This is a genomic window from Mastigocoleus sp. MO_188.B34 (assembly GCF_030065675.1).
In the GTDB taxonomy this organism is placed as follows: domain Bacteria; phylum Cyanobacteriota; class Cyanobacteriia; order Cyanobacteriales; family Nostocaceae; genus Mastigocoleus.
This window is the reverse complement of sequence record NZ_JASJDK010000095.1, coordinates 1-23,924: the sequence shown is the minus strand read 5'-3', so window position 1 is coordinate 23,924 and position 23,924 is coordinate 1. Positions and strand designations below refer to the sequence as shown.

The 23,924-nt window shown below is 38.4% G+C and carries 16 protein-coding genes, 1 tRNA gene, 2 rRNA genes and 2 pseudogenes; 8 read left to right on the top strand and 13 right to left on the bottom strand.

Going from position 1 to position 23,924, the window contains the following annotated elements; translation table 11 throughout:
- Positions 1-19 precede the first annotated feature (19 nt).
- Complete coding sequence (locus QNJ50_RS20150; protein WP_300638553.1) at positions 20-1,891, top strand: caspase family protein; 1,872 nt, start codon at positions 20-22, stop codon at positions 1,889-1,891.
- A 252-nt stretch (positions 1,892-2,143) separates the two neighbouring features.
- Here QNJ50_RS20150 and QNJ50_RS20145 read toward each other — a convergent pair whose 3' ends face one another.
- From QNJ50_RS20145 to QNJ50_RS20130, 4 genes are all read right to left on the bottom strand, one after another.
- Positions 2,144-2,521, bottom strand: coding sequence for a Mo-dependent nitrogenase C-terminal domain-containing protein (locus tag QNJ50_RS20145; protein WP_300638551.1), 378 nt, complete (start codon positions 2,519-2,521; stop codon positions 2,144-2,146).
- Positions 2,522-3,141: 620 nt separating this feature from the next.
- A complete protein-coding gene (locus QNJ50_RS20140; protein WP_300638574.1) occupies positions 3,142-4,911 on the bottom strand; it encodes a ribonuclease J in 1,770 nt (589 codons plus the stop codon).
- A gap of 308 nt (positions 4,912-5,219) precedes the next feature.
- A complete protein-coding gene (dapA, locus tag QNJ50_RS20135) occupies positions 5,220-6,101 on the bottom strand; it encodes a 4-hydroxy-tetrahydrodipicolinate synthase (RefSeq protein WP_300638572.1) in 882 nt (293 codons plus the stop codon).
- A 237-nt stretch (positions 6,102-6,338) separates the two neighbouring features.
- On the bottom strand, positions 6,339-7,382 hold the full coding sequence (locus tag QNJ50_RS20130; protein WP_300638549.1) for an aspartate-semialdehyde dehydrogenase: 1,044 nt from the start codon (positions 7,380-7,382) through the stop codon (positions 6,339-6,341).
- 911 nt (positions 7,383-8,293) lie between these two features.
- Here QNJ50_RS20130 and tig point away from each other — a divergent pair.
- From tig to QNJ50_RS20110, 4 genes are all read left to right on the top strand, one after another.
- Positions 8,294-9,706 carry a trigger factor gene (gene tig, locus QNJ50_RS20125; protein WP_300638547.1) on the top strand — a complete coding sequence of 471 codons (1,413 nt, stop codon included), beginning with the start codon at positions 8,294-8,296 and terminating at the stop codon, positions 9,704-9,706.
- 336 nt (positions 9,707-10,042) lie between these two features.
- Positions 10,043-10,744, top strand: coding sequence for an ATP-dependent Clp endopeptidase proteolytic subunit ClpP (clpP, locus tag QNJ50_RS20120; RefSeq protein WP_300638545.1), 702 nt, complete (start codon positions 10,043-10,045; stop codon positions 10,742-10,744).
- A 9-nt stretch (positions 10,745-10,753) separates the two neighbouring features.
- Positions 10,754-12,097, top strand: a complete 1,344-nt coding sequence (clpX, locus tag QNJ50_RS20115) for an ATP-dependent protease ATP-binding subunit ClpX (protein ID WP_300638543.1) — start codon at positions 10,754-10,756, stop codon at positions 12,095-12,097.
- Positions 12,098-12,156: 59 nt separating this feature from the next.
- Positions 12,157-13,008 carry an alpha/beta hydrolase gene (locus tag QNJ50_RS20110; protein WP_300638541.1) on the top strand — a complete coding sequence of 284 codons (852 nt, stop codon included), beginning with the start codon at positions 12,157-12,159 and terminating at the stop codon, positions 13,006-13,008.
- 79 nt (positions 13,009-13,087) lie between these two features.
- Here the strand turns inward: QNJ50_RS20110 and QNJ50_RS20105 are convergent, their stop codons facing one another.
- The gene (locus QNJ50_RS20105; protein ID WP_300638539.1) at positions 13,088-14,074 is read right to left on the bottom strand and encodes a GntR family transcriptional regulator; all 987 of its coding nucleotides are present in this window, start codon (positions 14,072-14,074) and stop codon (positions 13,088-13,090) included.
- A gap of 201 nt (positions 14,075-14,275) precedes the next feature.
- Here QNJ50_RS20105 and QNJ50_RS20100 point away from each other — a divergent pair, with 201 nt between their 5' ends.
- Together QNJ50_RS20100 and QNJ50_RS20095 are read left to right on the top strand one after the other, a co-directional pair.
- Positions 14,276-15,022, top strand: coding sequence for a dienelactone hydrolase family protein (locus QNJ50_RS20100; protein ID WP_300638537.1), 747 nt, complete (start codon positions 14,276-14,278; stop codon positions 15,020-15,022).
- A 101-nt stretch (positions 15,023-15,123) separates the two neighbouring features.
- Positions 15,124-16,020 carry a S1 RNA-binding domain-containing protein gene (locus QNJ50_RS20095; RefSeq protein ID WP_300638535.1) on the top strand — a complete coding sequence of 299 codons (897 nt, stop codon included), beginning with the start codon at positions 15,124-15,126 and terminating at the stop codon, positions 16,018-16,020.
- A 58-nt stretch (positions 16,021-16,078) separates the two neighbouring features.
- Here the strand turns inward: QNJ50_RS20095 and QNJ50_RS20090 are convergent, their stop codons facing one another.
- From QNJ50_RS20090 to QNJ50_RS20075, 4 genes are all read right to left on the bottom strand, one after another.
- Positions 16,079-16,564 carry a hypothetical protein gene (locus QNJ50_RS20090; protein ID WP_300638533.1) on the bottom strand — a complete coding sequence of 162 codons (486 nt, stop codon included), beginning with the start codon at positions 16,562-16,564 and terminating at the stop codon, positions 16,079-16,081.
- Between the two features lie 731 nt (positions 16,565-17,295).
- Positions 17,296-19,476, bottom strand: coding sequence for an ATP-binding domain-containing protein (locus QNJ50_RS20085; RefSeq protein ID WP_300638531.1), 2,181 nt, complete (start codon positions 19,474-19,476; stop codon positions 17,296-17,298).
- A gap of 758 nt (positions 19,477-20,234) precedes the next feature.
- Positions 20,235-20,319, bottom strand: a tRNA-Ser gene (locus QNJ50_RS20080).
- 74 nt (positions 20,320-20,393) lie between these two features.
- Positions 20,394-21,356, bottom strand: a complete 963-nt coding sequence (locus QNJ50_RS20075) for a TIGR04168 family protein (protein ID WP_300638529.1) — start codon at positions 21,354-21,356, stop codon at positions 20,394-20,396.
- Between the two features lie 137 nt (positions 21,357-21,493).
- Here QNJ50_RS20075 and nadA point away from each other — a divergent pair, with 137 nt between their 5' ends.
- Positions 21,494-22,468 (top strand): quinolinate synthase NadA, encoded by a 975-nt coding sequence (nadA, locus tag QNJ50_RS20070; RefSeq protein ID WP_300638527.1) that lies wholly within the window; start codon positions 21,494-21,496, stop codon positions 22,466-22,468.
- 121 nt (positions 22,469-22,589) lie between these two features.
- On the opposite strand, the pseudogene QNJ50_RS20065 reads toward nadA, so the two are convergent.
- From QNJ50_RS20065 to QNJ50_RS20055, 4 genes and pseudogenes are all read right to left on the bottom strand, one after another.
- Positions 22,590-23,216 (bottom strand): annotated as a pseudogene (locus tag QNJ50_RS20065) (ISAzo13 family transposase); the annotation flags it as partial.
- Positions 23,209-23,340: pseudogene (locus QNJ50_RS28610) on the bottom strand (hypothetical protein); the annotation flags it as partial. The pseudogenes QNJ50_RS20065 and QNJ50_RS28610, both read right to left, overlap by 8 nt.
- A 137-nt stretch (positions 23,341-23,477) precedes the next feature.
- Positions 23,478-23,594, bottom strand: a 5S ribosomal RNA gene (rrf, locus tag QNJ50_RS20060).
- Between the two features lie 78 nt (positions 23,595-23,672).
- Positions 23,673-23,924 (bottom strand): 23S ribosomal RNA (locus tag QNJ50_RS20055); the annotation flags it as partial.

Sequence of the window (23,924 nt, the reverse complement as noted above, 5' to 3'; positions counted from 1 at the left end):
ATCACTGACAAAAAACGCGATGGCAAACAATTGGGCGATCGCTATTGGCATCAATCAATATCAGTTTTTTCAACCCCTGCGTTGTGCTCAAGCCGATGCTGAAGGGCTTAAGCAAGCTTTGGTCGAACAAGGGGAATTTTTTGCGCAACAGTGTTTGCTCATAACTGATACCTCTCCACCAATTGGCGAGTACTCTACCGAACCAAGTAAAGAAAATATTCTGCTGTTATTAGAGGAATTTGCTGCTAAATTCTGGCAACCACAGGATCGTTTGTGGTTTTTCTTTAGCGGTTATGGCATCAATTACAATGGACGCGATTATTTGATGCCAAAAGAGGGAGATCCCCTGCAAGTTGAAGAAACTGGGATTGCTTTAAGAGAATTAATGCTTTTTTTGCGAGCTACTCAGCTTGAAGTGTTAATTTTACTCGATATAAACCGAGCTTTTGGTTGTCAAGGGCATTCTTTAGTTACTCAAGAAGCTCTCTGTGTTGCTCAAGAAATAGAATTACCTATTATTATTTCCTGTCAACCAGAGCAATTTTCCCATGAAAGTAGCGAGATTGGTTATGGATTTTTTAGTGCAGTTCTATTAGAAGGTTTACGTTCTGGTCATACGGACACTTTAGGCAATTTAGAAAATTACCTCAAAGTTCGCATCCCTGAATTATGTGAAGATCATTTTCGCCCAGTGCAAAATCCTGCAAGTTTTATTACTTTTAGCGAAAGGTCAATTTTGGGAGTATTACCTTTAGCCAGGATGTCAATCACAAGTCAGTTGCAAACTCCACAGAGCCAGAATGTGGGCAGTTTAACTGCAGAAAACCAGAAAATAAGAGGTCAAATTCAGCCAATATTATCAAACATTAATGGTAGTTCTGGGCAAATTTCCCAATCTTTCAACAGTTTGAATCATAATAACTTATTGCAAATCGATGAAGATATTAGAGAAGAATTAAGTTCTTTTTCTCTTTCTCCTTCTTACCCCGCTACATCAGACAGGTCTTCGAGTGCAATTGTTCGCCGCGATCAGGGAAATACCCAAGAAGGGAAAGCTACAGGAATATCACTGTGGACAAATCTACTAATGGGAAGTTGTATTGCTGTAATTTTGGGCTTTTCCATCGGTTTAATATTTTTACACTATCAAAAAACCTGGAATCGCAATGACGGCTCGTTAGTTAATAATCCCAAAACAGAGGATTCGAATTTTGTCCAAACATTACCAAATAGTTCCCTATCTCCGATTATTTCTGCATCTACGACTCCGGTCGATCTTAATACTGATCCCAAAAAGCGCAAAAAAGCACTTTTAGACCTAGAGAAAATACCCTTAGACCCCACAAAAGCTAGTGATTTGAGCAAAGCGATTGCTAAGGTGCAGCAAATAAAACCAGAGAGCATGGATTATAAGGAGGCTCAAGATAATATCCAGATTTGGAGTCAGATGATTTTGGAGATAGCCGAAAATAGCGCCCAAAAACAAGATTACGCCAAAGCTATTGCCGCTACACAATTCATTAGTGAAAACTTCCCAAATTATTCCCAAGCCCAAATAGCGATTGAAAGGTGGCGAGAAGAAGCGAAACAGTATATTAGTAATCAAACTTTATTAGATGCGGCAAATGCTTTAATCAAGACCAAACAAGCATCTACTTATAACCGCGCTATTGAAGTTGCCAAAAAAATTCCTGCGTCAGAACCCGGGTTCAAACAAGCACAAAAATCAATTAATCAGTGGAGTCAAGATATCCTCAAAATTGCCTATGCTCGCGCCGCAAAAGGAAATTTTAAAGATGCAATTGCAGCTGCTAATTTAGTTCCACCAGAAGAAACAAATACTCACAACCAAGCCCAAGCAGCAATCAAAAAATGGCAGTCAAAACAATAACTAATTGACAAATTGAAATAGCATAATTACCCAACAACAAACTCACAACTGCTTATAAAGCATAAGGGTGTATCATCAGCAATTTATTGGATATTTGCATGGGTTTGGTTCCCAAATTGAACCTTCTTCCGCTCAAAAATGTACCGAAGCATCACATAAAATACTCCAGAAATACAGGTTTTCACGTCGCATAAGCGGAGGAGAAACCCATGCAAACTACTAAGTTTCTACTTTGTTTTCTACTCCTATAACCTAGCAATATTGAGTAATATCTTCACCACATTCATCAGCGAGATAACATAATGCTCGAAAACGTAAACTTACTAATTCCTCATATAGGGGATTTAGTTTACATAGCGGTGGGATATAAAACAAAGTTTTGCCAAACAACTTAATCTTCCGTTCAAAAGGACATTGTGCCGGAATCAACTTACATATACGGCGAGCAAATTTGCGATCGCAAATTTGAATGTTATTTAGCCATTGCCGTAAAAACCTAAAAATATCACAACGGTACTTAGGAATATCGCGTTGTATAGCTGTGACATTTAATTCAGAACCTTCCGCTGGATTAACTGATACCCAGCTTGCCAAAAATAGCTTTTTTGTGGTATTATCAAATACCTTCATTTTTAACTCCTCTATTAGTTTGAGGGTATCTAATTACTCAATAAAGATTGTCCATGTTTCCAGAAGAATTATTGGGAAAATAGTTTCCATTACATGGATGTAAATCTGTATATAGGTACTGATTTGTCTCAGCCTCTGACTCTATTGCTACGTCAAGTTAAACCTAATTTCCCATAAATAGGAAGTGTAGCAATAATATCTTGTTGGTAACTTGAATCAATTGAAATTTTAGTAAAGACATCCTCCTTTTGATAGGTGTTTTTTTACATCTGTGGGAAATAATTTTATACTCTTTCTCACAGCATTTGTCAATATTATAACCGTTATTACAAAAACTTATAACTTATTTTGTGCTCTTTCCTTTGTATTCGTTGCAAATGATAAGTGTAAGCAGGCGTTGAGACGGCTTGTAAGTTCCAGCATTTCTCTAGCAAGGCGTGAATCTAGAGCAACTACTGATGTATCTATATTTCCTCAAAACAACCAAGCCAATAATAAAAAATAGGGTGGAAAGTTCTAAAACTCCACCCAGAAAATTAATTTCTAATTGTCTAAAATTCTTGATTGTATTGAATCGTTAATTGTTTTGAATTGTTAATTACCTAACCTAATTCATCTATCTATGAGGCGACTTGTGCAGTAGTCCGGGTACGACGTCTTCTACCATCTGAAACTTTTACTGGTTCTTCCGGAGTTTGTAATAATAATGTTACACTTGGCTGACATTTCAATTCTCTTCGTAGAAAACGTGCCAAATCTCTTTCAATTAATCCTTGTAAACCACTCCAGTCAACTTCTACTTTTCCACCATCAAATGTTTGGGAAAATTCTGACCAGCGCACGCCGAGAATTTCTTCTATACGCTGTTTGATACGTTTTTGTATCAGAGAACGTTCTATGCTGGTAACAACACCTCGTATGTGTATCTCTGGTTTTGCTAACAACTTGCCATTCCAATCTATTGCTGCTGCGATTGTAACTAAACCTTCTTCTGCCATGCGTTGGCGTTCTTGCAATACCCGATCGCTAACCATACCCGAACCAGAAGTATCTACTAACTCTATTCCTGATTCAACCTTACCTGCAACCTTAATAGAGTTAGTAGTTAACTCCACTATATTACCATTATTGATTATTACCATATTTTCTGCAGGAACACCCATTTTTTGTGCTGTTTCACTATGTTTGATTAGCATTCGGTGTTCGCCGTGAATTGGCAAAAAGAATTTTGGTCGAGTTAGTGCTAACATCAGTTTCTGGTCTTCTTGACACCCATGACCTGAAACGTGAATACCTTGATGACGTCCATAAATAACTTTTGCCCCCTGCATCATTAACCTGTCAATTGTATTGACAACTGCAATAGTGTTCCCAGGTATTGGATTTGCAGAGAAAACCACAGTATCTCCCTCCCGAATCTTGATGTGGGGATGTTGCTTATTGGAGATTCGAGTCAGTGCGGACATCGGTTCGCCTTGGGAACCTGTAGTCAAAATCAGAACATCTTTGTCAGGTAAATTACGAATCGAGTTCAAAGGCTGAAACAAATTATCTTCACACTTGATATAACCAAGATTCCGGGCATGGGCAATCAAATTGAGCATTGAGCGTCCGACTATACTGACGGTACGCTTATGTTTTTTTGCCAGTTGTAAAATGATATTTATGCGATGAACGCTAGAAGCAAAAGTTGTTACAAATAATCGCCCATCTGCTTGAGAGAAAACTCTGTCTAAGTTTGGATATACTGAACGTTCTGAGGGTGTAAACCCTGGTACTTCTGAATTTGTTGAATCACTCATCAAGCATAGAACACCCTTTTCTCCATGCTCGGCTAGTCTTTGCAAATCAAAGCATTCTCCATCTACTGGAGTATGATCGAATTTAAAATCGCCTGTATGGATTACAACTCCAATTGGTGTATGAATAGCTACTGTAAAACTATCTGCCATTGAGTGGGTATTACGAATGTACTCCACTAAAAAATGTTTGCCAATTCGTACAATATCTCGAGGAAGGACAGTTTTAAGTTCTGTACGATCTCGTACTCCTGCCTCTTCTAATTTTCCTTCTAGCATGGCCATTGCTAGTCTTGGTCCATGAATTACGGGAATTTCAAATTGCTTGAGATGAAACGCAATCCCGCCGATATGATCTTCATGACCATGAGTCACAATCATACCCTTAATTTTATGACGATTTTCTCGCACGTAGCTCATATCTGGCAAGACAATATTAACTCCGTGCATTCCATCTGTAGGAAATGCTAAGCCTGCATCCAACAGAATCATTTCATCTTCATATTCAAACACACAGGTGTTTTTACCAATTTCATGCAACCCACCCAAGGGAATAATCTTTAGAGCGGTATTATTTTCTTTCTTTGCCATTTCTTCCTTCTTATTGTTTTTAATTGTTAACAATTTTCTGTAAGTCATAAGTGATAAAAATACAAAGCTGACAAAAGCAAGAACTAGCAGACCTTAAAGTCAGCCTGAAAGTAATTACAAGTTTAATCAAATGTTCACTTGTTCAATAAAAATGAACTAAATGTCTCAAAAACCACTATCTATCCTTTGCTTGTTATATAGAGCGTACTTAAGCTTATGTTAATTGCAAAAATAGTAATATACTTATGTGCGTATCAAGGAACTTAGTCTAAAAATATGTACAAATAAAATCTTGAAATAATAGCTAACTAAATTAGACTAAGCTTTTGAAGTACCTCTGCTAAGGTCTCTGATGCTTTTGAGTTAGTCTCATATAATGGCAAACGAGTAAAGCCAACATCCCAACCTTGAAGTCGTAAAGCTTCTTTAATAAGAATTGGGTTTGATGTTGCAAATAGAGCTTTAAAAAGTGGGAAAAGCCGGAGATGAATTTCAGTGGCTACTCCAACTTGACCAAAGTTAAAAGCTTGAATCATCTGCTGTAGCTCGTTGCCTACCAAATGGGAAGCCACACTAACTATACCCTTAGCTCCAACTGCCAATAAGGGCAAAGTCATGTAATCGTCACCAGAGTAAATCTGAAATTCTGCTGGTGTCAAGCTACGGATTTCGCTAACCCTTTCTGTCCTTCCTGTAGATTCCTTGATACCTACAATATTTGAAATTTCCGCTAAACGAGCAACAGTTTCAACTTCTAAAGTACACCCAGTACGACCAGGTATATTGTATAACAATACTGGTAGTTCTGAAGCCTGAGATATAGTTTGAAAATGTTTGTACAGACCAGCCTGTGGGGGTTTATTGTAATAAGGAACTACTTGTAAGGTTCCATGAACGCCCAATTTTTCAGCCTTTTGGGTTGCAACAATTGCTTCTTTTGTTGAATTGGAACCACAGCCTGCCATTACTAAAGCTTTACCAGCTACTGCTTCTAATACTGTGGAAAATAATTGATATTCTTCATCTAAATTTAAAGTCGGTGATTCACCTGTTGTACCGCAAACCACTACTGTTTCAGTACCGTTCTCCACTAAATACTTTGCCAATGAAGCTGCTACATCATAATTAACACTACCATCTGGATTCAAAGGTGTAACCATGGCGGTTAGAACCTTACCAAAATCTACCACCATATTTTTACTCCCGATTACCTAATTGATTGTCTACACCTTCTTGCTTTTTCTGCTTCATAATTTATTCACTGTAATAATTACTATTACAAATAGGATTAGTATTCCTGATTAATTTTGATTTTTCAACAAAAAACTTAGAAATTTTTCGATATTAGACTTTTAAGTCAATGATATTTGACTTGACACTAAACATATCTAGATGAAATGAGATATAATTTGTCTATCCAAAATATTTTAGGTCGCTAATTGTGCTCTAACGGGCTGCGTTAGATTCTTTTCCACTAATAACTCAGCTATTTGTACCGCATTCAAAGCTGCACCTTTACGGATTTGGTCGCCACATAACCACAAATCTAAACCACATTGATGAGAAATATCTTGACGAATTCTCCCAATTAAAACTTCATCTTGACCGCTAGCCTCAATTGGCATTGGGAAATAGTTTGCCTGCCAATCTTCCACTATTTTGACGCCGGGAGCTAGTTTTAAAATATCTTTTGCCTCGTCTGGCTTTATAGGAGTGTAGAATTCTAGGTTAATTGCTTCCGAATGAGCCCGCAATACAGGAACTCGGATACAAGTGGCATTTACCCTCAAAGCGCGATCATCGAATATTTTCCGAGTCTCGTTGACCATCTTCATTTCTTCTTCACAGTAGCCAAAGCTATTCAATGGGGAATTATGTGGAAATAAATTAAATGCCAACGGATAAGGAAAAATTTCTGTTACTGGTTCTTTACCTGCTAATATATCCTGGCTCTGGATTTTAACTTCTTCCATAGCCCTTGCACCAGCACCACTCGCAGACTGATAAGTTGCAACTACGATTCTTTTAACTGGTTTAACTTTATGCAAAGGATATACAGCGACAGCCATTAGAATTGTCGTGCAATTAGGATTAGAAATAATACCCTTGTGTAATTCTAACGCCTGTGGATTTACCTCTGGTACTACTAAAGGTACATCCTCATCCATCCGAAAAGCGCTGGAATTATCAATAACTGTAGCTCCTGCCTCTACAGCTTTAGGTGCACATATTTTAGATGTGGAACCACCTGCACTTGCTAAAACTAAATCCACATCATCAAAAACACCATCTTTTACTGGCTCTACTGCAAACTTTTCTCCTTTGAAAGTCATTTCCTTGCCAGCACTACGAGGTGATGCCAATAACTTTAGCTCGGCAACTGGAAAATTACGGTTTTCTAGCAAATGTAACAATTCTGTGCCTACAGCACCAGTCGCTCCCAAAATGGCTACTCGATAGTCTTTAGACACACTGGTCTCCTCCTTAATATTATAAGATTATCCTTGGCTTAAAATTTATACATATTTAAGTTTTACGATCTTGATAAATCAAATAAGTTTGAATAATTTTGATGTTTATAATAGTTAGGCTTATATCTAAATATCGAAAATATATCTAAATTTTCCTCTCGTTCCTCTTGAGTTGGTTTTAATTTAGTAATGCTGCAGTTTACAACAATTCATTATTCAATTCAAACAGATAAACAATTTTAAATAATATATTATATAACACATTAATATTTAAGAAAGAATCTGTCTGTACGTACATTTGCTATATATATCATCTATAAATAACAGAATCGGCATACTTTACGTTGTATCCAGCACAAATATATGTACTATGATTCAAATGGATTAAATATGTTCTGGAGTAAATCCCAATTTAGCAGAATAAATTAGTGAAGCCAACGCCGATGGGATTAGCCGGCTTATTCAGTTACTCAGATGTAATTTAAATTTAACTTAAATTGTGCTAATTAGATGAGAACAAGAATATCACGGTCTTAAACCCGTAATGGTAACAATTTGAAAAGGAGCTTGAATTATTGAGCTAGTTGCAGCCTCGTTATTAGGTATTTTAACGATTATGCTCAACCAATACATTTAATTTTGAATAAAATTAATTTTTTGCCTTTGCCCACTTTAGTGAATTCTACTTGGCAAAAAAATTAAATTAATTTTAAATAAGATGTCATGTGAGGAAACTCGCGAAGGCTGACTTGTCAGCTTTCACAGAGTTTTAAGTTTAACAGCAGAGCCTGCGGCGACGGCATAGTCTCTCGCTGCGCTTACGCTTCTATAAGCGCATCACATAAAAGACTTTTGTCGGTTGCAACCGCAAAGTTACCGAAAAACACACAATATTGAAACAGAGATAAAGCATGAAAGTCACCCAGGAGAAACTTCCCGCTAGCCAGATTGGTTTAGAAATAGAAATTACACCCGAACAAACAAAAAAAACCTATGAGGAAGTTGTAAAAAATTTTGCCCGTACCGTAAATATTCCAGGGTTTCGCAAAGGTAAAGTTCCGCGCCCGATCTTGCTTCAAAGTTTAGGTTCAACTAGGGTTAAGGCAACAGCATTAGAAGAATTGATTCAAGATGGAATAAGCAAAGCAATCGAACAAGAAGACATTCCTGCAATTGGACAGCCACAACTGCGTTCTTCCTTTGACGAATTGGTAAACGCTTATGAGCCAGGTAAGCCTCTTACTTTTAATGCTGCTGTGGATGTGGAGCCAGAGGTTAAATTAAGTGATTACCAAGGTCTACAGTTCAAAGCTGAAGAAATAAAATATGACCCTAAGCGTGTTGATGAAGTTTTAGAACAAGAACGTCAACAAATGGCGACACTAATTCCTGTAGAAGGAAGAGCGACACAAATTGGTGATGTTGCAGTTGTAGACTTTAAGGGTGTACTGGTAAAAGCTGAAGGTGAAGAAGGAGAAGCCGAACCCATTCCTGGAGGTGAGGGTACTGATTTTCAAGTAGAACTACAACAGGATCAATTTATTCCAGGATTTGTAGATGGAATTGTAGGAATGAATCCGGGTGAAACTAAAGAAATCTCTGCTCAATTTCCAGAACCATATGCTAATGAAGAGTTAGCAGGAAAGCCGGCATTATTTACTGTCACCCTCAAAGAAATTAAAGAGAAAGAACTGCCCGAATTAGATGATGATTTTGCCAAAGAAGCGAGTGAATTTGAAACTCTAACGGAGTTACGCAATTCTTTGGAAGAACGTTTTCAAAAAGAAGCTGAAGAAAAGACAAAAAATAACAAACAAGAAGCTTTACTTGATGAATTGCTAACCAAAGCAGAAGTTGACTTACCTGAAACGATGATCGACCAGGAAGTTGATGCAATGTTGACACAAACTGCAATTCGACTTTCACAACAGGGATTAGATGTTAAAAAATTATTTACTAAAGATGTTATCCCTCGATTGCGGGAACAATCTCGTTCGGAAGCAATTGAACGGATTAAGCGCTCGGTGACACTTCAGAAAATAGCTTCCCAAGAATCCATTAAAACTTCAGAAGAAGAAATTAATGGTCGTATCCAAGAACTAATCCAAGAATATTCTGATTCCGACATCGATCCCGAAAGAGCGCGCTCGGTTGTTGAGAACGAACTACTCACAGAAAAAATTATTGATTGGCTTTTGGAAAAATCATCCATTGAATTAGTACCCGAAGGATCTTTGAGTACTGCAGAAGAAACAGAAAGTGAAACCTCCTCTGAGAGTTCCGAAAGTGAAGAACCAGAAGCGACAGTAAGCCAGGAAGGATAGTTATAAACAGGAAAGTTACAAGTTAATAACCCATCAACAGTAACCTTGCTGAGACTCATTAAATTGTAAAAAATAGGATCTGCGGGCGGAGTATTTAAGAAATCTTAAATAAAAATGGTCATCCATCACCGCCTTAGCTTGATACTCTGTTTACACAGAAAGCATATTAATGAGGCATAATGGTTAGCAAGTAGAAAAGAAAATATACAAATTTCGCCTGTCGAATTAGCAGCATAAGAGTTCGACGTTGGCATTTGTGGAAATAAAAGCCACAATTAACATATAAGCTGCACAAATCATTAAAAATTGTCAATTCTTAGTGTCAAACTTTCTTGTATGCTGGAATCGCAGTCGGGAAATTATCAAATCAGCAGTTTGAGCAAGTTGAAAATTAACTCCCAGAATAGTTCAAATTCAACAAATATATTGCCAACGGTAGTAGAACAATCAGGGATGGGAGAGCGTGCTTTCGATATCTACTCCCGCCTGCTACGAGATCGGATTATCTTTTTGGGAACCCCTGTAGACGATACAATTGCCAACGCTATTATTGCTCAGCTATTGTATTTGGATGCTGATGACTCCGAAAAAGATATTCAATTGTATATTAATTCTCCTGGGGGTTCGGTAACTGCAGGAATGGCAATTTACGACACCATTCAGCAAATTCGCCCCGATGTTGCTACGATATGTTTTGGTTTGGCAGCCAGCATGGGAGCATTTTTGTTAGCAGCAGGAACAACAGGTAAACGTATGTCTTTACCTGATTCGAGAATCATGATTCACCAACCACTTGGTGGGGCTCAAGGACAAGCTGTTGATATTGAGATCCAAGCCAAAGAAATTCTTTATCATAAGTCTAAGTTGAATCAGTTACTTGCTCATCACACGAATCAACCCTTAGAAAAAATCGAAGCTGATACAGAACGTGATTTCTTTATGTCAGCAGAAGAAGCAAAAAATTACGGATTGATCGATTTAGTGATTTCCGGGCAAAATCTTCCCTCGCAAGGGGAAAACGTCACCATTCTGAAATAAGAGGCTGGTATGTCTAAGTACGACTCCCATTTAAAATGTTCGTTTTGTGGCAAGTCACAAGAGCAGGTGCGCAAGCTAATCGCCGGACCGGGAGTCTACATCTGCGATGAATGTGTTGACTTGTGCAATGAGATATTGGATGAGGAGTTACTCGACACTAATGGTGCAACAGCCCAACCTGCGGCACCCAGGTCAGAACAACCTCAGAAACGTCGAACCCGTTCCAGTAGTCTTTCCTTTAACCAAATACCCAAGCCACGGGAAATCAAAAAGTATCTTGACGAACATGTTATTGGTCAAGATGAAGCTAAGAAAGTACTTTCAGTGGCCGTTTACAATCATTACAAACGTTTAGCACTGACACAATCAAAAGCTGGTGGTAAGGGTACTTCGGAAGACGGTATTGAACTGCAAAAGTCAAACATCCTTTTAATCGGTCCTACGGGTTGTGGAAAAACGCTTTTGGCACAAACCTTGGCTAAAATCCTAGATGTGCCATTTGCGGTGGCTGATGCTACAACCCTAACGGAAGCCGGATATGTCGGAGAAGATGTAGAAAATATATTGCTGCGATTGTTACAAGTAGCAGATTTAGATGTAGATGAAGCGCAGCGGGGGATTATTTACATCGACGAAATTGATAAAATTGCTCGTAAGAGTGAAAATCCATCGATTACGCGCGATGTTTCTGGTGAAGGTGTCCAACAGGCGCTGCTAAAGATGTTGGAAGGTACAGTTGCTAATGTACCGCCTCAAGGAGGTCGCAAGCATCCTTACCAAGACTGCATTCAAATTGATACAAAAAATATCCTATTTATCTGTGGCGGTGCATTCGTTGGTTTGGAAAAAGTTGTAGATCAGAGAATTGGTAAAAAATCAATAGGTTTTGTACAAACAGGGGAAGGACCATCAAAAGAAGCTCGAGCAGCAGATACTCTTAAGCATATGGAGCCAGGGGATTTGGTAAGGTTTGGGCTGATTCCAGAGTTCATTGGACGCATGCCAATGGTTGCCGTTGTGGAACCATTAGATGAGGAAGCTCTGATGGCTATATTGACTCAACCACGCAGTGCTTTAGTCAAGCAATATCAGAAGCTACTGAAAATGGATAATGTTCAGCTAGACTTTAAACAAGAAGCTTTATTGGCGATCGCTCGTGAAGCCTATAGGCGCAAGACCGGTGCCAGAGCCCTCAGGGGTATTGTAGAGGAATTGATGCTCGATGTGATGTATGAAGTTCCATCTCGTAAAGATGTTGTGAACTTTACGGTAACTCAGGAAATGGTAGAAAAACGTTCTACAGCTGAATTGCTGATGCATCCGTCTTCTCTACCGAAACCAGAATCAGCATAATTTTAGTAAAGAGTCATGGGTCATTGGCTTAATGACTCGTGACATAAAGTAAAGAAGAAATGCCCTACATCAATGTTCGCGGCGTAGCTCATTATTATGAGTGGATAGAAAAACCATTGTCTGGTTATAGTAAACCAGTAATGGTTTTCATTCATGGATGGGCTGGTTCTGCTAGGTACTGGCGAACTACAGCCAAAGCTTTATCAGAAAAATTTCATTGTTTATTATATGACTTAAGAGGATTTGGTCGCTCCCGAAGTCAAGTAACTAATATTTCCAATGATTCCTTGAGCGATTTGAGTTACGAACTTGAAGAGTATGCTCGTGACTTGGGAAGCTTGCTCGAAGAGTTAAATATCCAGCAGGTTTATATCATGGCTCATTCAATGGGAGCTTCTATCGGTACCTTATTTCTCAATCTTTATCCCCAGAAGGTAAATAAGGCAGTACTAGCTTGCAGTGGTATCTTTGAATATGACGAAAAAGCTTTTAGTGCCTTTCACAAATTTGGTGGTTATGTAGTTAAATTCCGTCCTAAATGGTTAGCTAAAATCCCATTAGTCGACAGAATATTTATGGCACGTTTTCTGGCTCGTTCGATCGCTGCTAAGGAACGTCAGGCTTTTCTAGCTGATTTTTTACAAGCAGACTATGATGCAGCTTTAGGAACAATATTTACCTCTGTAAGTAAAAAACAAGCAGAAATAATGCCCTCCGAGTTTTCTCGGTTAACAGTACCGACACTAATAATATCCGGAGAGTATGACAAAATTATTCCGGCAGAACTAGGACAACAAGCAGCAGCACTCAATAAGGTTGTAAAATTCAAAGCCATTGAGAACACGGGTCATTTCCCCATGTTGGAAGATGCTGCTAGTTATTTGCTTTGTGTTAGAGAATTTTTAGAGTAGTTACAAGTTACAACTTGAAAATTTTAATTTTTAACTTATTACAACTACAAAATTACAACTAAAAATTTATTACAAATCATTAACCCAAACCCAATTCTCTTTTAAGCAAATTAATTGATTTAGTCCCTATATAATTTCCTGCTCGCACCAGTTTAGGTAAGCGAATTAGATCGTCTACACATGTTTGAACGGCTACTTGAGTAGCAGAAAAACTTGGTTGATCGCTACAAAATATCATTTGTGCTCGTTTGACAATTGCTTGAAGCTTGTAAGCATCTTTGGGTTGGGAAGTCATTACTAGTAATTCATCTCCACGCATTCCATGGAGAATTACTTCCGCAGCCCGAAGAATTCCAGGACTTAGGCTGACCATACCTATACAGCTATCTCTGGACAACCCTTTTACCATTTCAAACTCCTTAGCATAATCGTATATATCAAGGGGAATTACCCGAACAGCCTTAGGAGCAGCAATAGCTTCGGCATCAGCAATAAAATATCTACTAGTAACGACTGTGCCAGAAGGTGTTTGATCCAATACAGTACTCAAGTCTTCCATGGATACTAACTGTATGGGGATTTGCAAAGATTCTTCCAATTCATACACCATTAGTTGACCGGCACCTATATCAGTTTCAGGTACAGCTACTAGAACTCTTGCACTACACCGTAACCGCCAATCCATTTCTGCTAAAAACATTTCACGAGCCTGATTAAGAGAACAACCCTGAGATAGTAATTCATCCAATGCATGTTGTACTACTTTATATGCTTTTGGGTGTTCCTTAAGGATTGGCGACTGTAACCTGCTACCACCTTCATGACCTTGGGCACGGACATAAATTCCCGAACCAGCTAAACTTTCTACAAATCCATCTTCTTCTAACTGACGATAAACTTTGCTAATAGTATTGCGATGTAGTCCAGTTTGCATCGCCAACGCTCGAGTAGAAGGCAATTTATAACCCGGTGGATATTGCCGAGAAGCAATTGCAAAGCGAATTTGATTGAAAAGTTGATTGGATGCGGGTATTTCACTATCTGGTTGAATCCTGAATTGAATCATTACCTTGCAGTCCTAAGTAATAATAGGGATGAAGAAGAAGCTATATTCGCTACTTTTAAAAGATTGTATTTATAGTTTGAATTTTTAAGGGTAAAAATTTCTCATGCATAGACTGGTAGTAGTAGATAATTTATTCGGAGATAGCTTTGAAATACTCGCATAGCTATATCTAATCATCACACAGCATTGGTAAAAATGATTATGACAGAGCGGGCAATAGATACAGCAATAGTTCAACTACCTCAAAAAAATTTAGATATTCCTGCTTATTTGGCAAAGCCCAAAACTCAAGGTATTTACCCCGGGATTATTGTATTGCAGGAAATTTTTGGAGTAAATGCTCATATTCGCGAAGTTACAGAACGTATTGCTCGCGAGGGCTATGTTGCGATCGCACCTGCTCTTTATCAACGACTTACTCCTGGTTTTGAAACAGGCTATACCCCAGAAGATATTGAAATTGGCAGACAATACAAAAACCAAACAAAAGCCTCTGAATTATTAAGTGATATTCAAGTAGCAATTAATTACTTAAAGAATCTAGAGGGTGTAAAAAATACTGAATTTGGTTGTATCGGTTTCTGCTTTGGGGGTCATGTTGCTTATCTTGCAGCAACCTTAGCTGATATAAAAGCTGTTGCTTCGTTTTATGGAGCGGGTATTACCACTACCACTCCTGGAGGTGGTGAACCGACCATCACCCTTACTCACTCTTTTAAAGGAACTCTATACGCGTTCTTTGGGATGGAAGATACAAGTATTCCACACGAACAAGTAGAACAAATAGAATCAGAGCTAGGGAAATATCATCATTCTCATCGTGTATTCCGCTACGATGGAGCAGACCATGGATTTTTCTGCGATCATCGCGCTAGCTATAATCCAAAGGCTGCAGCTGATGCTTGGGAGAAAGTAAAACAGTTGTTTGAACAATTACAGACAGCTTAAGACTGTCTTCCCATACTTAATTTTTATTTTCAGAGTCTTTTCCTGTAAAGGTAAAGCTCTAGCATTGGCCATAAGCATGTATTAATATATTCTCGAAAGTCATGAGTTCGCAAGCACAAAATTCTCAACAAGCTTCATCATTCACAATGGAAGACTTTGCTCAGGCATTAGAGCAACACGACTACCAATTTCAAAAAGGACATAAGGTTCGCGGTAGAGTCTTTCAATTAGATTCTGACGGAGCTTATGTAGATATCGGTGGCAAATCCTCCGCTTTTATACCTCGGAATGAGGCTTCCTTGAAAACTGTTATTGATTTATCAGAAGTTCTACCCCTCAACGAAGAACTAGAGTTTTTGATTATCACAGAACAAAATGCCGAAGGTCAAGTGACCCTTTCGCGACGACAACTAGAAATTCGTAACATCTGGGAAAAACTAGCTTTGATGCAAGAAAATTCCCAGAATATAGAAGTAAAAGTCATGAATGTTAATAAAGGTGGAGTCACTGTTGATGTTCGAGGTTTACGGGGATTTATTCCGCGCTCGCACTTATTAGAGCGAAACAATTTAAATGCTCTAATCGGAAAGAATTTGACTGTCAGTTTTCTAGAAGTAAACCAGAGTAACCGAAAACTTGTACTTTCCCAGCGCGTGGCAATTAGTTCTGCAAGTTTCAGTATATTGGAAGTAGGTCAACTTGTAGAAGGTAAGGTAACTGGGATTAAGCCTTTTGGAGTATTTATAGATTTGGATGGTTTGAGTGCTTTATTGCACATCAAACAAATAAGTCAAAAATTTATTGACAATCTAGAAAATGTATTTGAAGTTGGTCAATCTATCAAAGCTGTAATAATTGATTTAGATGAAGGTAAAAGTAGAGTGGCACTTTCGACGAAAATCTTGGAAAATTTTCCTGGGGAAATGCTGGAAAACAGAGATGAAATTATGAATTCAGCAGCAGCCAGAGCAGAAAGAGCTAAAAACAAAGTATCTTAACTGGGTAATTTATGAAGACTGCAGGCGTCTTGGGAAGACGTCTGCGCTGATTTATTTTTTATACCCCACTTTTAGCAGTTGACTCATAACTGTCTCTCAATTGTTTTAAAGTTGCTTCATTAAAAGCAAATTCAACAGAATTGAGCAATTCATCCCAGTTATTTAGCATTGGCGGGGAAAAAGTATTCCACAATTCCTGCTGTAAGAATTCTGCCCACCATATGGGTGCTTGCTTGCGAGCAGAAGGCTCCTGTTGTCGTCGCCAACGTCGTCGCCATTTGATAATATCAACTTTGCTTGGTGGAGCAACCCCCACAATTGGGGGAAAGTCAGCATAACTCACAAATTTACTTACGCCCTTAGCATGGACGTAAACTATATATCGCCAACATTCCACAACGTAAATATCTTCGGGTTGGATATTAAACATTAAGCATACAGCTTCTTCTGTAACAAATCTGGCTAACCTGTGGAGAACTGGCGACTTGTGTGTAAGTTTTGATTCGAGTATATTTATTTCTTTTGATTTGGCTAATAAAAGCATAGTAGACACATCCCTCCGTGAAGGGAATTCGAAAATAATGAATATGCAAGTGTTTTTAGGACAGCCGTTTACTTTACTCAAACGCGATGCGAACGAGCATTATTCCTAAAATATTTTTGGGTAAAAAATGCGATAGTTTTTTAGAACACAAATATTAAAGGACTGATTTAAGTTGGTTGTCAAGTATAGAAATGGGAATAATTTAGGTTTAAATTTGATATCTTGTCAGGAATATTATGTCGAAATATTAAATTGATTTCAGAAGCCTAGTGGAGTAGTATACATCACTCTGCGAATTTATGCGCGATTAGTTCAAAATTTAGGAGCCACAATAATGAAGGAAAGCGACCTCATTCTATCTGTAATTTTTGACTTGACTGCAAAATTATAACTTTAGGGGGAAGACAGCTTTCACTTTTGTACAGCTATAGTGTAGGCCTATTGGTTAAGAGTGAAACTGTCTGAGCCATATAATAATTTTCATTATGGCTTGTATAGAAATCCAGTTTGATTCTTGGGGGAAATTAGGTATTTGTAGGGTGGACTATGTACTTGTGCCCTTTGCAGCAAAGTCTTATCAATGGTGCATTACGCTGTCGCTAATGCACCCTACTGGACTGACACAGCTAAAATAGTGCATTAGCAAAATCCAAAAATCATTAATTGAAATAAATTTTAGGACAAATCTATTGCATCATTTTAGGCGTGTCAGTCCACTACGTGTGTTTTTATTAATCTTCTTCCCCAATATCGCGCTTAGGTGGACGTTTGTAAGTGAAAGTAAACCTATTCCCACTGGAAATGACTTGTTTCATTTCAGTATACATGGGATAGTCGCCCACACCACTAAGACTTGCCCAACCCCTGGTTCTAGTCAAACTGACAAATAACTGATTGCGACAATTAAGATCGCTTTCATTGCGAGCTACACAATCAAATCCAACTACATAAACCATGTCAGCTTCATGTCCCTTAGCACGATTGACCCGAGAAACTGTTACTCCACCGTCATGCCAAAATTTATCGGGGTTATTGTTAGGATATTCAGCATATAAATCATTAAGTTTTAATGCTGTTGGTAAATAAATATCTATGTTTTGATCTATTAAGAAATCAGCAACTTCTTTCTCTAGTTCTATTGCTTCAGTAGTGGAACCTAAAACTACAACCAAAATATCGCGACTAGGATTTAAACCATCATGGACAATGTTATGCATGATATTTTCAGCTAACGCCATCAATTCTTCTTGACGAGAACTGTAAGTTTCAAATTCTAGTAAAGGTTCCCCCCACAATTCGGATATTGGATTTGGTGAATATTCTGGAGGTCTTTCGATAGTTATTGATTTTCCGACACGTCGGAAATCTCCTTGAACTTGGTAACCAATTTTGTCCCAATCTTTTTTATTGGTAATACCAGAGAGCATTCCTTCTGGACGAAGCAAACCCATCCCAATTGCGTGGGCTGCGGTAAGAATCGATCCAGGGGTACGATAACAACGACGCATTACTTCCGAACGTTTTATTCCCCCTGAGTATTGGGGTTGTTTATTTAAAAGATTTGCTAATTCTTCACCAAATATTTCTTTAGTTTTTGGCACTGCAAGACTATCAAGACTTTGGGCTTCATCATAAGCCCAAATTAAACGCTTTTCTTCTGGTTTATCTTCATTAACTTTTCTTAAGCTTTGATAGGCTAACCAGTAAATAGCTTGCTTATCTTGATATTTTAAATCATCGGATGCAACTAAATCTTGACCTTCATCAATCAAAATTGCATCAAACATCGGCTCAACTACAATCTCTTCTTGAAGTCGCTTACACAATTCAGCTAAACCCCTATTAGGCTGTTTTTCTTTCGCATCTGTGACTGTACCCCGCCTTTTGCCATGATAGTCACAAATTGTGCTATAGAAACCAGGCTGTTCTTTTGCACCCCAAGCATGGAGGACCCTTAGTTTATAGTTGTTTTGGGGGTCATACTGCAATTCGCCACCGCTAAAGCGACGTATCCACTGATCCAGCAGTCGAATAATTGGATCGTACAAGGAGCGAGTAAAAAATACCAAAGCAATATCCCACTCCGGATGTTTCAAATGCATGTGTGCAGCTTTTTGACACAACAGTACTGTTTTACCGGAACCAGCTATTCCACGAATTCGTTGAGGACCAGGGGGGATTTCTTTACCGATATGTTCTTGCTGCAAATCAATTTCATAGAGTCTTTGACGCAAAACATCCATGATGCTGGAACGAGTTTTACCTGTATGCGAAACCGTAGCGCGCAGTGGTTTACGGAATATGGGTGTCCCAGCAATTACACTAAGTAGTAGTTCCCAGTCTTTATCTTCTAAATTTTCTCCTGAAACTACTGTAGAAGCTTGTTGAATTTTTTCCAGTAATCCAGTTTTATTCAATTGCTCCTGGAAAATAATATTCTGACTATTAACTAATTCCTCAAAACCTTTTTGTTGCCATTGTTCTTGAGTAATTAAAGGTAATGCAATGATTGCTCGACCTGTTACTTTACGCCAAATAGCACTTTCACGATCAGCATAAGCAATTAGAGCGCGTAATTGATGTTCTGCGCGTTGGGTAGGGTTACTTTGAGCAATATTAAAGTTCTGGAATTGCCAATTACCATCATCAATAGCAGTAATTTGTTCGATAGTAACTGGTATTACTTCAATAACAATTAAGCCATTATCTCGATCTGCAATAAGGATATCTGGCTCTTTACGAATTTCCCCAACTTTAGAAAAAATTGGATAGCGCCAGTAACCTATACAATTTCGTTCTGTAAAGGTAGCTTTTACAGTATCCCAAACTTTCTGTTGATTGTTTTCCGAATTGGCTTTTATCGGTTCGGTAGTGATAAATTTGCTGGTAGCTTCTTCAATCCCTGGTATCATTTATTTACCCTGCGTACAGTAATCATGTTTGGTACACAGCAACCCTGATAATATATTTCCAGAATATTTCCAGATTTACATTTCTAGATTTATTACGGTTTTTAATTGTTTTAATGCAATAGGAATATCGCCTTATCTTTAATCATTTTTCCAAATTGGAGAAGACTCTCAAAAGGAAGAAACGATGCAAGATAGGGCTTTGCTTGCATTTTTCATGTGATCTATAATTGGGGTATTTTATTTATTTTGTTTAACTAAAAACCTTGAGATTTGCACCTTGAGATCTGGAAAGTTTTAAAAATTGGTTTTTGATTGAATTTTTCTAGGAAAATATTTCAATCAGATTTAAACTCAATTTATTTTTGAACTATTTATGTAGTAAATCTAGCACTTAAGTTATTTGATTTGATACTGTACATACACGTAGAAGCTATAATGATTCCCCATGTTTAAATCAGAGAATACGCGGATGTATAAGCTTAAAAAATAGTGATATTTTACTCAAAGCACGTTCCTCTGCTCCTACGGGCGGTAGAATCTCGCCCCAAGAGCATTTCTCTTCGCTGTTATTAGAATCAGAGAGATAAATTCCCTAATCAGCAAATCATTACTTTTCACTTAGATTTTAATAGACATATGATTTGAAAATTAAAAACCCTAATTTCAAGGTTTTTAATAGATTTACGAAATCAGTCCTTTGTTTATTGGCAAAAAACTTCAGTAATTTGAACTGCTAATTTAAATAAAATTATTAGTAACGGAGAGGGTGGGATTCGAACCCACGGATGCTTTCACATCACTCGATTTCAAGTCGAGCGCATTCGACCACTCTGCCACCTCTCCAGTAAAGCTGTCAGCAATAAGCTTTCAGCTATCTGTTTTATTCTAACTGACCAGTTATACAATATAACTCATCTTTATGCAAGTCGCACTATTTGTTGTTGGGGATTTTGATAAAGGATTTCTTCTGATTGGATTGAGTTATCTCTACCTACCCAAACTAAGGATGCTTGACAAACAGATCCATTGTCAAGGATGACGATGGAGAAGTTACGAAGCTTCTGAGCGCGATCTTCGACGATTCTGGGTACAGAAGCAGCATTTAGATAAACTATGCCTTCAGGACTCTTAAACACCCGTTTGCGTGGCTCTTTTTTGGTGTGTCGCAGAGTATGGTGCATGTGACCAAAGGTAACTAAGGGAATATGTTTACCGCGTGTAATTGTTTGGGATATTGCTTCAGCTAAGTCTGGGTCGCCATAATCACCACCTATAGGATGCCAATCTTTTCCACAGGGATCTTCTGGGCGATCGCCTAATCCAGAAGGACCGTTATGACCCAGAAAAATAATTGTTTCACAAGCGGCGTTATCCACAGATGAGATTATCCGTTCTGTAGATTGTTCAAGAGAACTCACACCGTAGCGATTTTGGCATATTTCAGTAAATCTCCACTGAGAACCACCCCAAGTAAAAGGACGACCTCCAACAACAGTTAAATTGAAATCTGGGAAATCTAATTTTCCGTAGCCCACATGAGCCTCACCAAGTAAATCTAATTGCTGTTGTACCCTATCTTCCTTAGTACGGTCATACGGGCATTTTTTCCGTCCCCACTCAGTTGCGGTATACCAAGCGTCATGATTGCCCATTACTGCTGCTTTAGGGATGTTCAGTTCTCCTATGGCTTTAACTATTTCCACAGCTTCATTGCCAAAATCTCCAACGAATAAGACCAAGTCAACCCCTAATTCCTTGAGGGCGATACCGTCTTCTTCTTCCCATTGGTCATGAATATCTCCAACTACAGCAATTTTGATGGTTTTTGAATTAGTTTTCTTACTGGTCATACCTCTTTCCTTGCCATATGTTTCCAGCATAGGCAACTCAGACTGATTGTGGCACAAATTCAGTAACCAAGATGTATAATCCCTTAATACATTTTTGGTAAAAAATACTATAATTAGATTAATAGAATCTGTTAGAAAAAATTTACAATTTAAAGCAATACTTAACTGTGTTTACAACTGTCCTTGCTCAAGAACCCAAAAACCAAACGGGTGCACTACCATTAGATTTATTTGCAGCGATTGAAGATCTAAAAAAAGAACTCAATGCAGTAATTTTGGCACATTACTATCAAGAGCCTGATATTCAGGATATTGCAGACTTTATTGGTGATTCATTGCAACTTTCCAAAGCTGCAGCAGATACAAATGCAGATGCGATTGTCTTTGCTGGCGTACACTTCATGGCAGAAACCGCAAAGATTCTCAATCCCGAAAAAATGGTTTTGCTGCCAGATTTAGACGCTGGTTGTTCTTTAGCTGATAGTTGTCCACCAGATAAATTTACAGTTTTTAAAGCACAACATCCCGATCATTTGGTAGTTTCTTACATTAACTGCTCTGCTGAAATTAAGGCGATGAGCGATATAATTTGCACCAGTTCCAATGCGGTAAAAATTGTCCAGCAGATACCCGAGGAACAGCCGATTATTTTTGCTCCTGATCGGAATTTGGGGCGGTATATAATGGAACAGACAGGTCGAAATTTATTGCTTTGGGAAGGAAGTTGTATTGTACATGAAACATTTTCTGAAAAGAAAATTGTGCAGTTAAAGATAGAACATCCAGATGCTGAGGTTATTGCTCATCCAGAATGTGAAACAACAGTGTTGCAGCATGCTAATTTTATTGGTTCGACTGCAGCTCTATTAAAATATTGCCAGCGCAGTTCGGCACAAGAATTTATTGTTGCGACAGAGCCAGGAATTATTCACCAAATGCAAAAACAAGCTCCATCAAAGCTTTTTATTCCTGCACCACCAACAAATAATTGTAATTGTAATGAATGTCCGTTTATGCGGCTGAATACCTTAGAGAAGTTGTATTTAGCAATGAAAAATCGCACTCCAGAAATCACTATGAGTCAAGAGATAAGATTTAAAGCTTTGCGCCCGATGGAGCGGATGTTGGAGATGAGTATGTAGGTAAATATTAGTAGAGACGTAATGCTACTGCGTCTCTATATATTTTCATGAATGCTATCGTCACATTCTCAAAAAACTACTTTATTTTTTATTAGGAATGTGGATTAAATAAGATCCATAATTATCCGATCTGCGGCTTAGCAGTGTAATTACACTGGGGCAAATAATCATCAAACGCAATTTCCATCTTTTGTTTAAAATCAAGAGTAACTTTACGACCCGTTTTGTATACCTGGTCTAAAACAGTTGTAAACACTTTAAGACTGGTATTAGTCCTCGCCTTTGCCATCAAACCCTTGACCATTTCCACAGAATCAAAAATCACACCCTGACAAACACGGGTCAGATGAGGAAATAGTCGATGTTCAATTGGATTGTATTTGCAGGTATAAGGGGGATAATAGGCAATGCGAATCTCAATTCCCAACTCATTGACTAAAGCTTGTAAATCTTGTTTGAACAGATATTGCCTAGAACTATTGCTACCACCGCCATCACATAGCAGTAGTATCGAACTCGCAGACCCGTAACACACTTTACCGTGTTGTTGCCACCAATAGCGAATTGAGTCACAAGCAAATTCGCTCGTATCATGGCTGGTACCGATCTGGATGTAACCAGTATTAAGTTTCAGGTCATACAAGCCATGTGGAATCGCAATCCCTTGAGCTAGAGATTTCCAATCATCGAACACCTGGATTTCTTCTTTCGTGTACATTTGTCCATGCCGATACAACTGTTCAATTAGTTCTTTTTTTTTTAGTGTCCATACTCAAAACCGGGTTAACAGCTTCGTGGTAAGAAATCTTCAACTTCTCAATATTTTCAAACTGTTGATTTCGTTGCGGATGTTTACCTGTTGCTAAGCGTTTTTGTGCTTTGCGTTTGTCTTAAAGAGATAATTTCTTAAAATGGTAATGTTGTTTATGAAAATAAGATAAGGAAAGCAATAAACCACCATGAGCAGTATCAAGGTGGCTTAATGAGTTATTAAGTTTTAGTAAAATTAACCTGGCATCGAGCTATTTTCACGGGAAGCAACCCTCCAACTATCGTCGCCGCAACAGCGTTTCACCTCTGAGTTCGGGATGGTTCAGTGTGGTTCCACCGTGCCATAGACACCAGGAAAGCTTGTAATTTCCTGAATTGATTCTCAGAAACCCTGAGGACTGCATATTCATACCAAAAGTGTGAACCAATTGATGAGGTCAAGCCCTCGGTCTGTTAGCATGGCTCAGCTTCGCATATTACTACACTTCCACTTACCACCTATGAACGGATGTTCTTTCCGTGACCTTACTGGCTTATGCCATGAGAGTACTCATCTTGAGGTGGGCTTCCCACTTAGATGCTTTCAGCGGTTATCCACTCCACACTTGGCTACCCAGCGTTTACCGTTGGCACGATAACTGGTACACCAGCGGTGCGTCCCTCCCGGTCCTCTCGTACTAAGGAG

What these genes read in the sequence shown, in the direction of transcription:
- QNJ50_RS20075 (WP_300638529.1), bottom strand. Translation starts at nt 21,356, where the DNA reads ATGCTGGAAACATATGGCAAGGAAAGAGGTATGACCAGTAAGAAAACT.
- QNJ50_RS20095 (WP_300638535.1), top strand. Translation starts at nt 15,124, where the DNA reads ATGAGTTCGCAAGCACAAAATTCTCAACAAGCTTCATCATTCACAATG.
- QNJ50_RS20100 (WP_300638537.1), top strand. Translation starts at nt 14,276, where the DNA reads ATGACAGAGCGGGCAATAGATACAGCAATAGTTCAACTACCTCAAAAA.
- QNJ50_RS20110 (WP_300638541.1), top strand. Translation starts at nt 12,157, where the DNA reads ATGCCCTACATCAATGTTCGCGGCGTAGCTCATTATTATGAGTGGATA.
- QNJ50_RS20145 (WP_300638551.1), bottom strand. Translation starts at nt 2,521, where the DNA reads ATGAAGGTATTTGATAATACCACAAAAAAGCTATTTTTGGCAAGCTGG.
- tig (WP_300638547.1), top strand. Translation starts at nt 8,294, where the DNA reads ATGAAAGTCACCCAGGAGAAACTTCCCGCTAGCCAGATTGGTTTAGAA.
- clpP (WP_300638545.1), top strand. Translation starts at nt 10,043, where the DNA reads ATGCTGGAATCGCAGTCGGGAAATTATCAAATCAGCAGTTTGAGCAAG.
- QNJ50_RS20105 (WP_300638539.1), bottom strand. Translation starts at nt 14,074, where the DNA reads ATGATTCAATTCAGGATTCAACCAGATAGTGAAATACCCGCATCCAAT.
- QNJ50_RS20150 (WP_300638553.1), top strand. Translation starts at nt 20, where the DNA reads ATGGCAAACAATTGGGCGATCGCTATTGGCATCAATCAATATCAGTTT.
- clpX (WP_300638543.1), top strand. Translation starts at nt 10,754, where the DNA reads ATGTCTAAGTACGACTCCCATTTAAAATGTTCGTTTTGTGGCAAGTCA.
- QNJ50_RS20085 (WP_300638531.1), bottom strand. Translation starts at nt 19,476, where the DNA reads ATGATACCAGGGATTGAAGAAGCTACCAGCAAATTTATCACTACCGAA.
- QNJ50_RS20140 (WP_300638574.1), bottom strand. Translation starts at nt 4,911, where the DNA reads ATGGCAAAGAAAGAAAATAATACCGCTCTAAAGATTATTCCCTTGGGT.
- QNJ50_RS20090 (WP_300638533.1), bottom strand. Translation starts at nt 16,564, where the DNA reads ATGCTTTTATTAGCCAAATCAAAAGAAATAAATATACTCGAATCAAAA.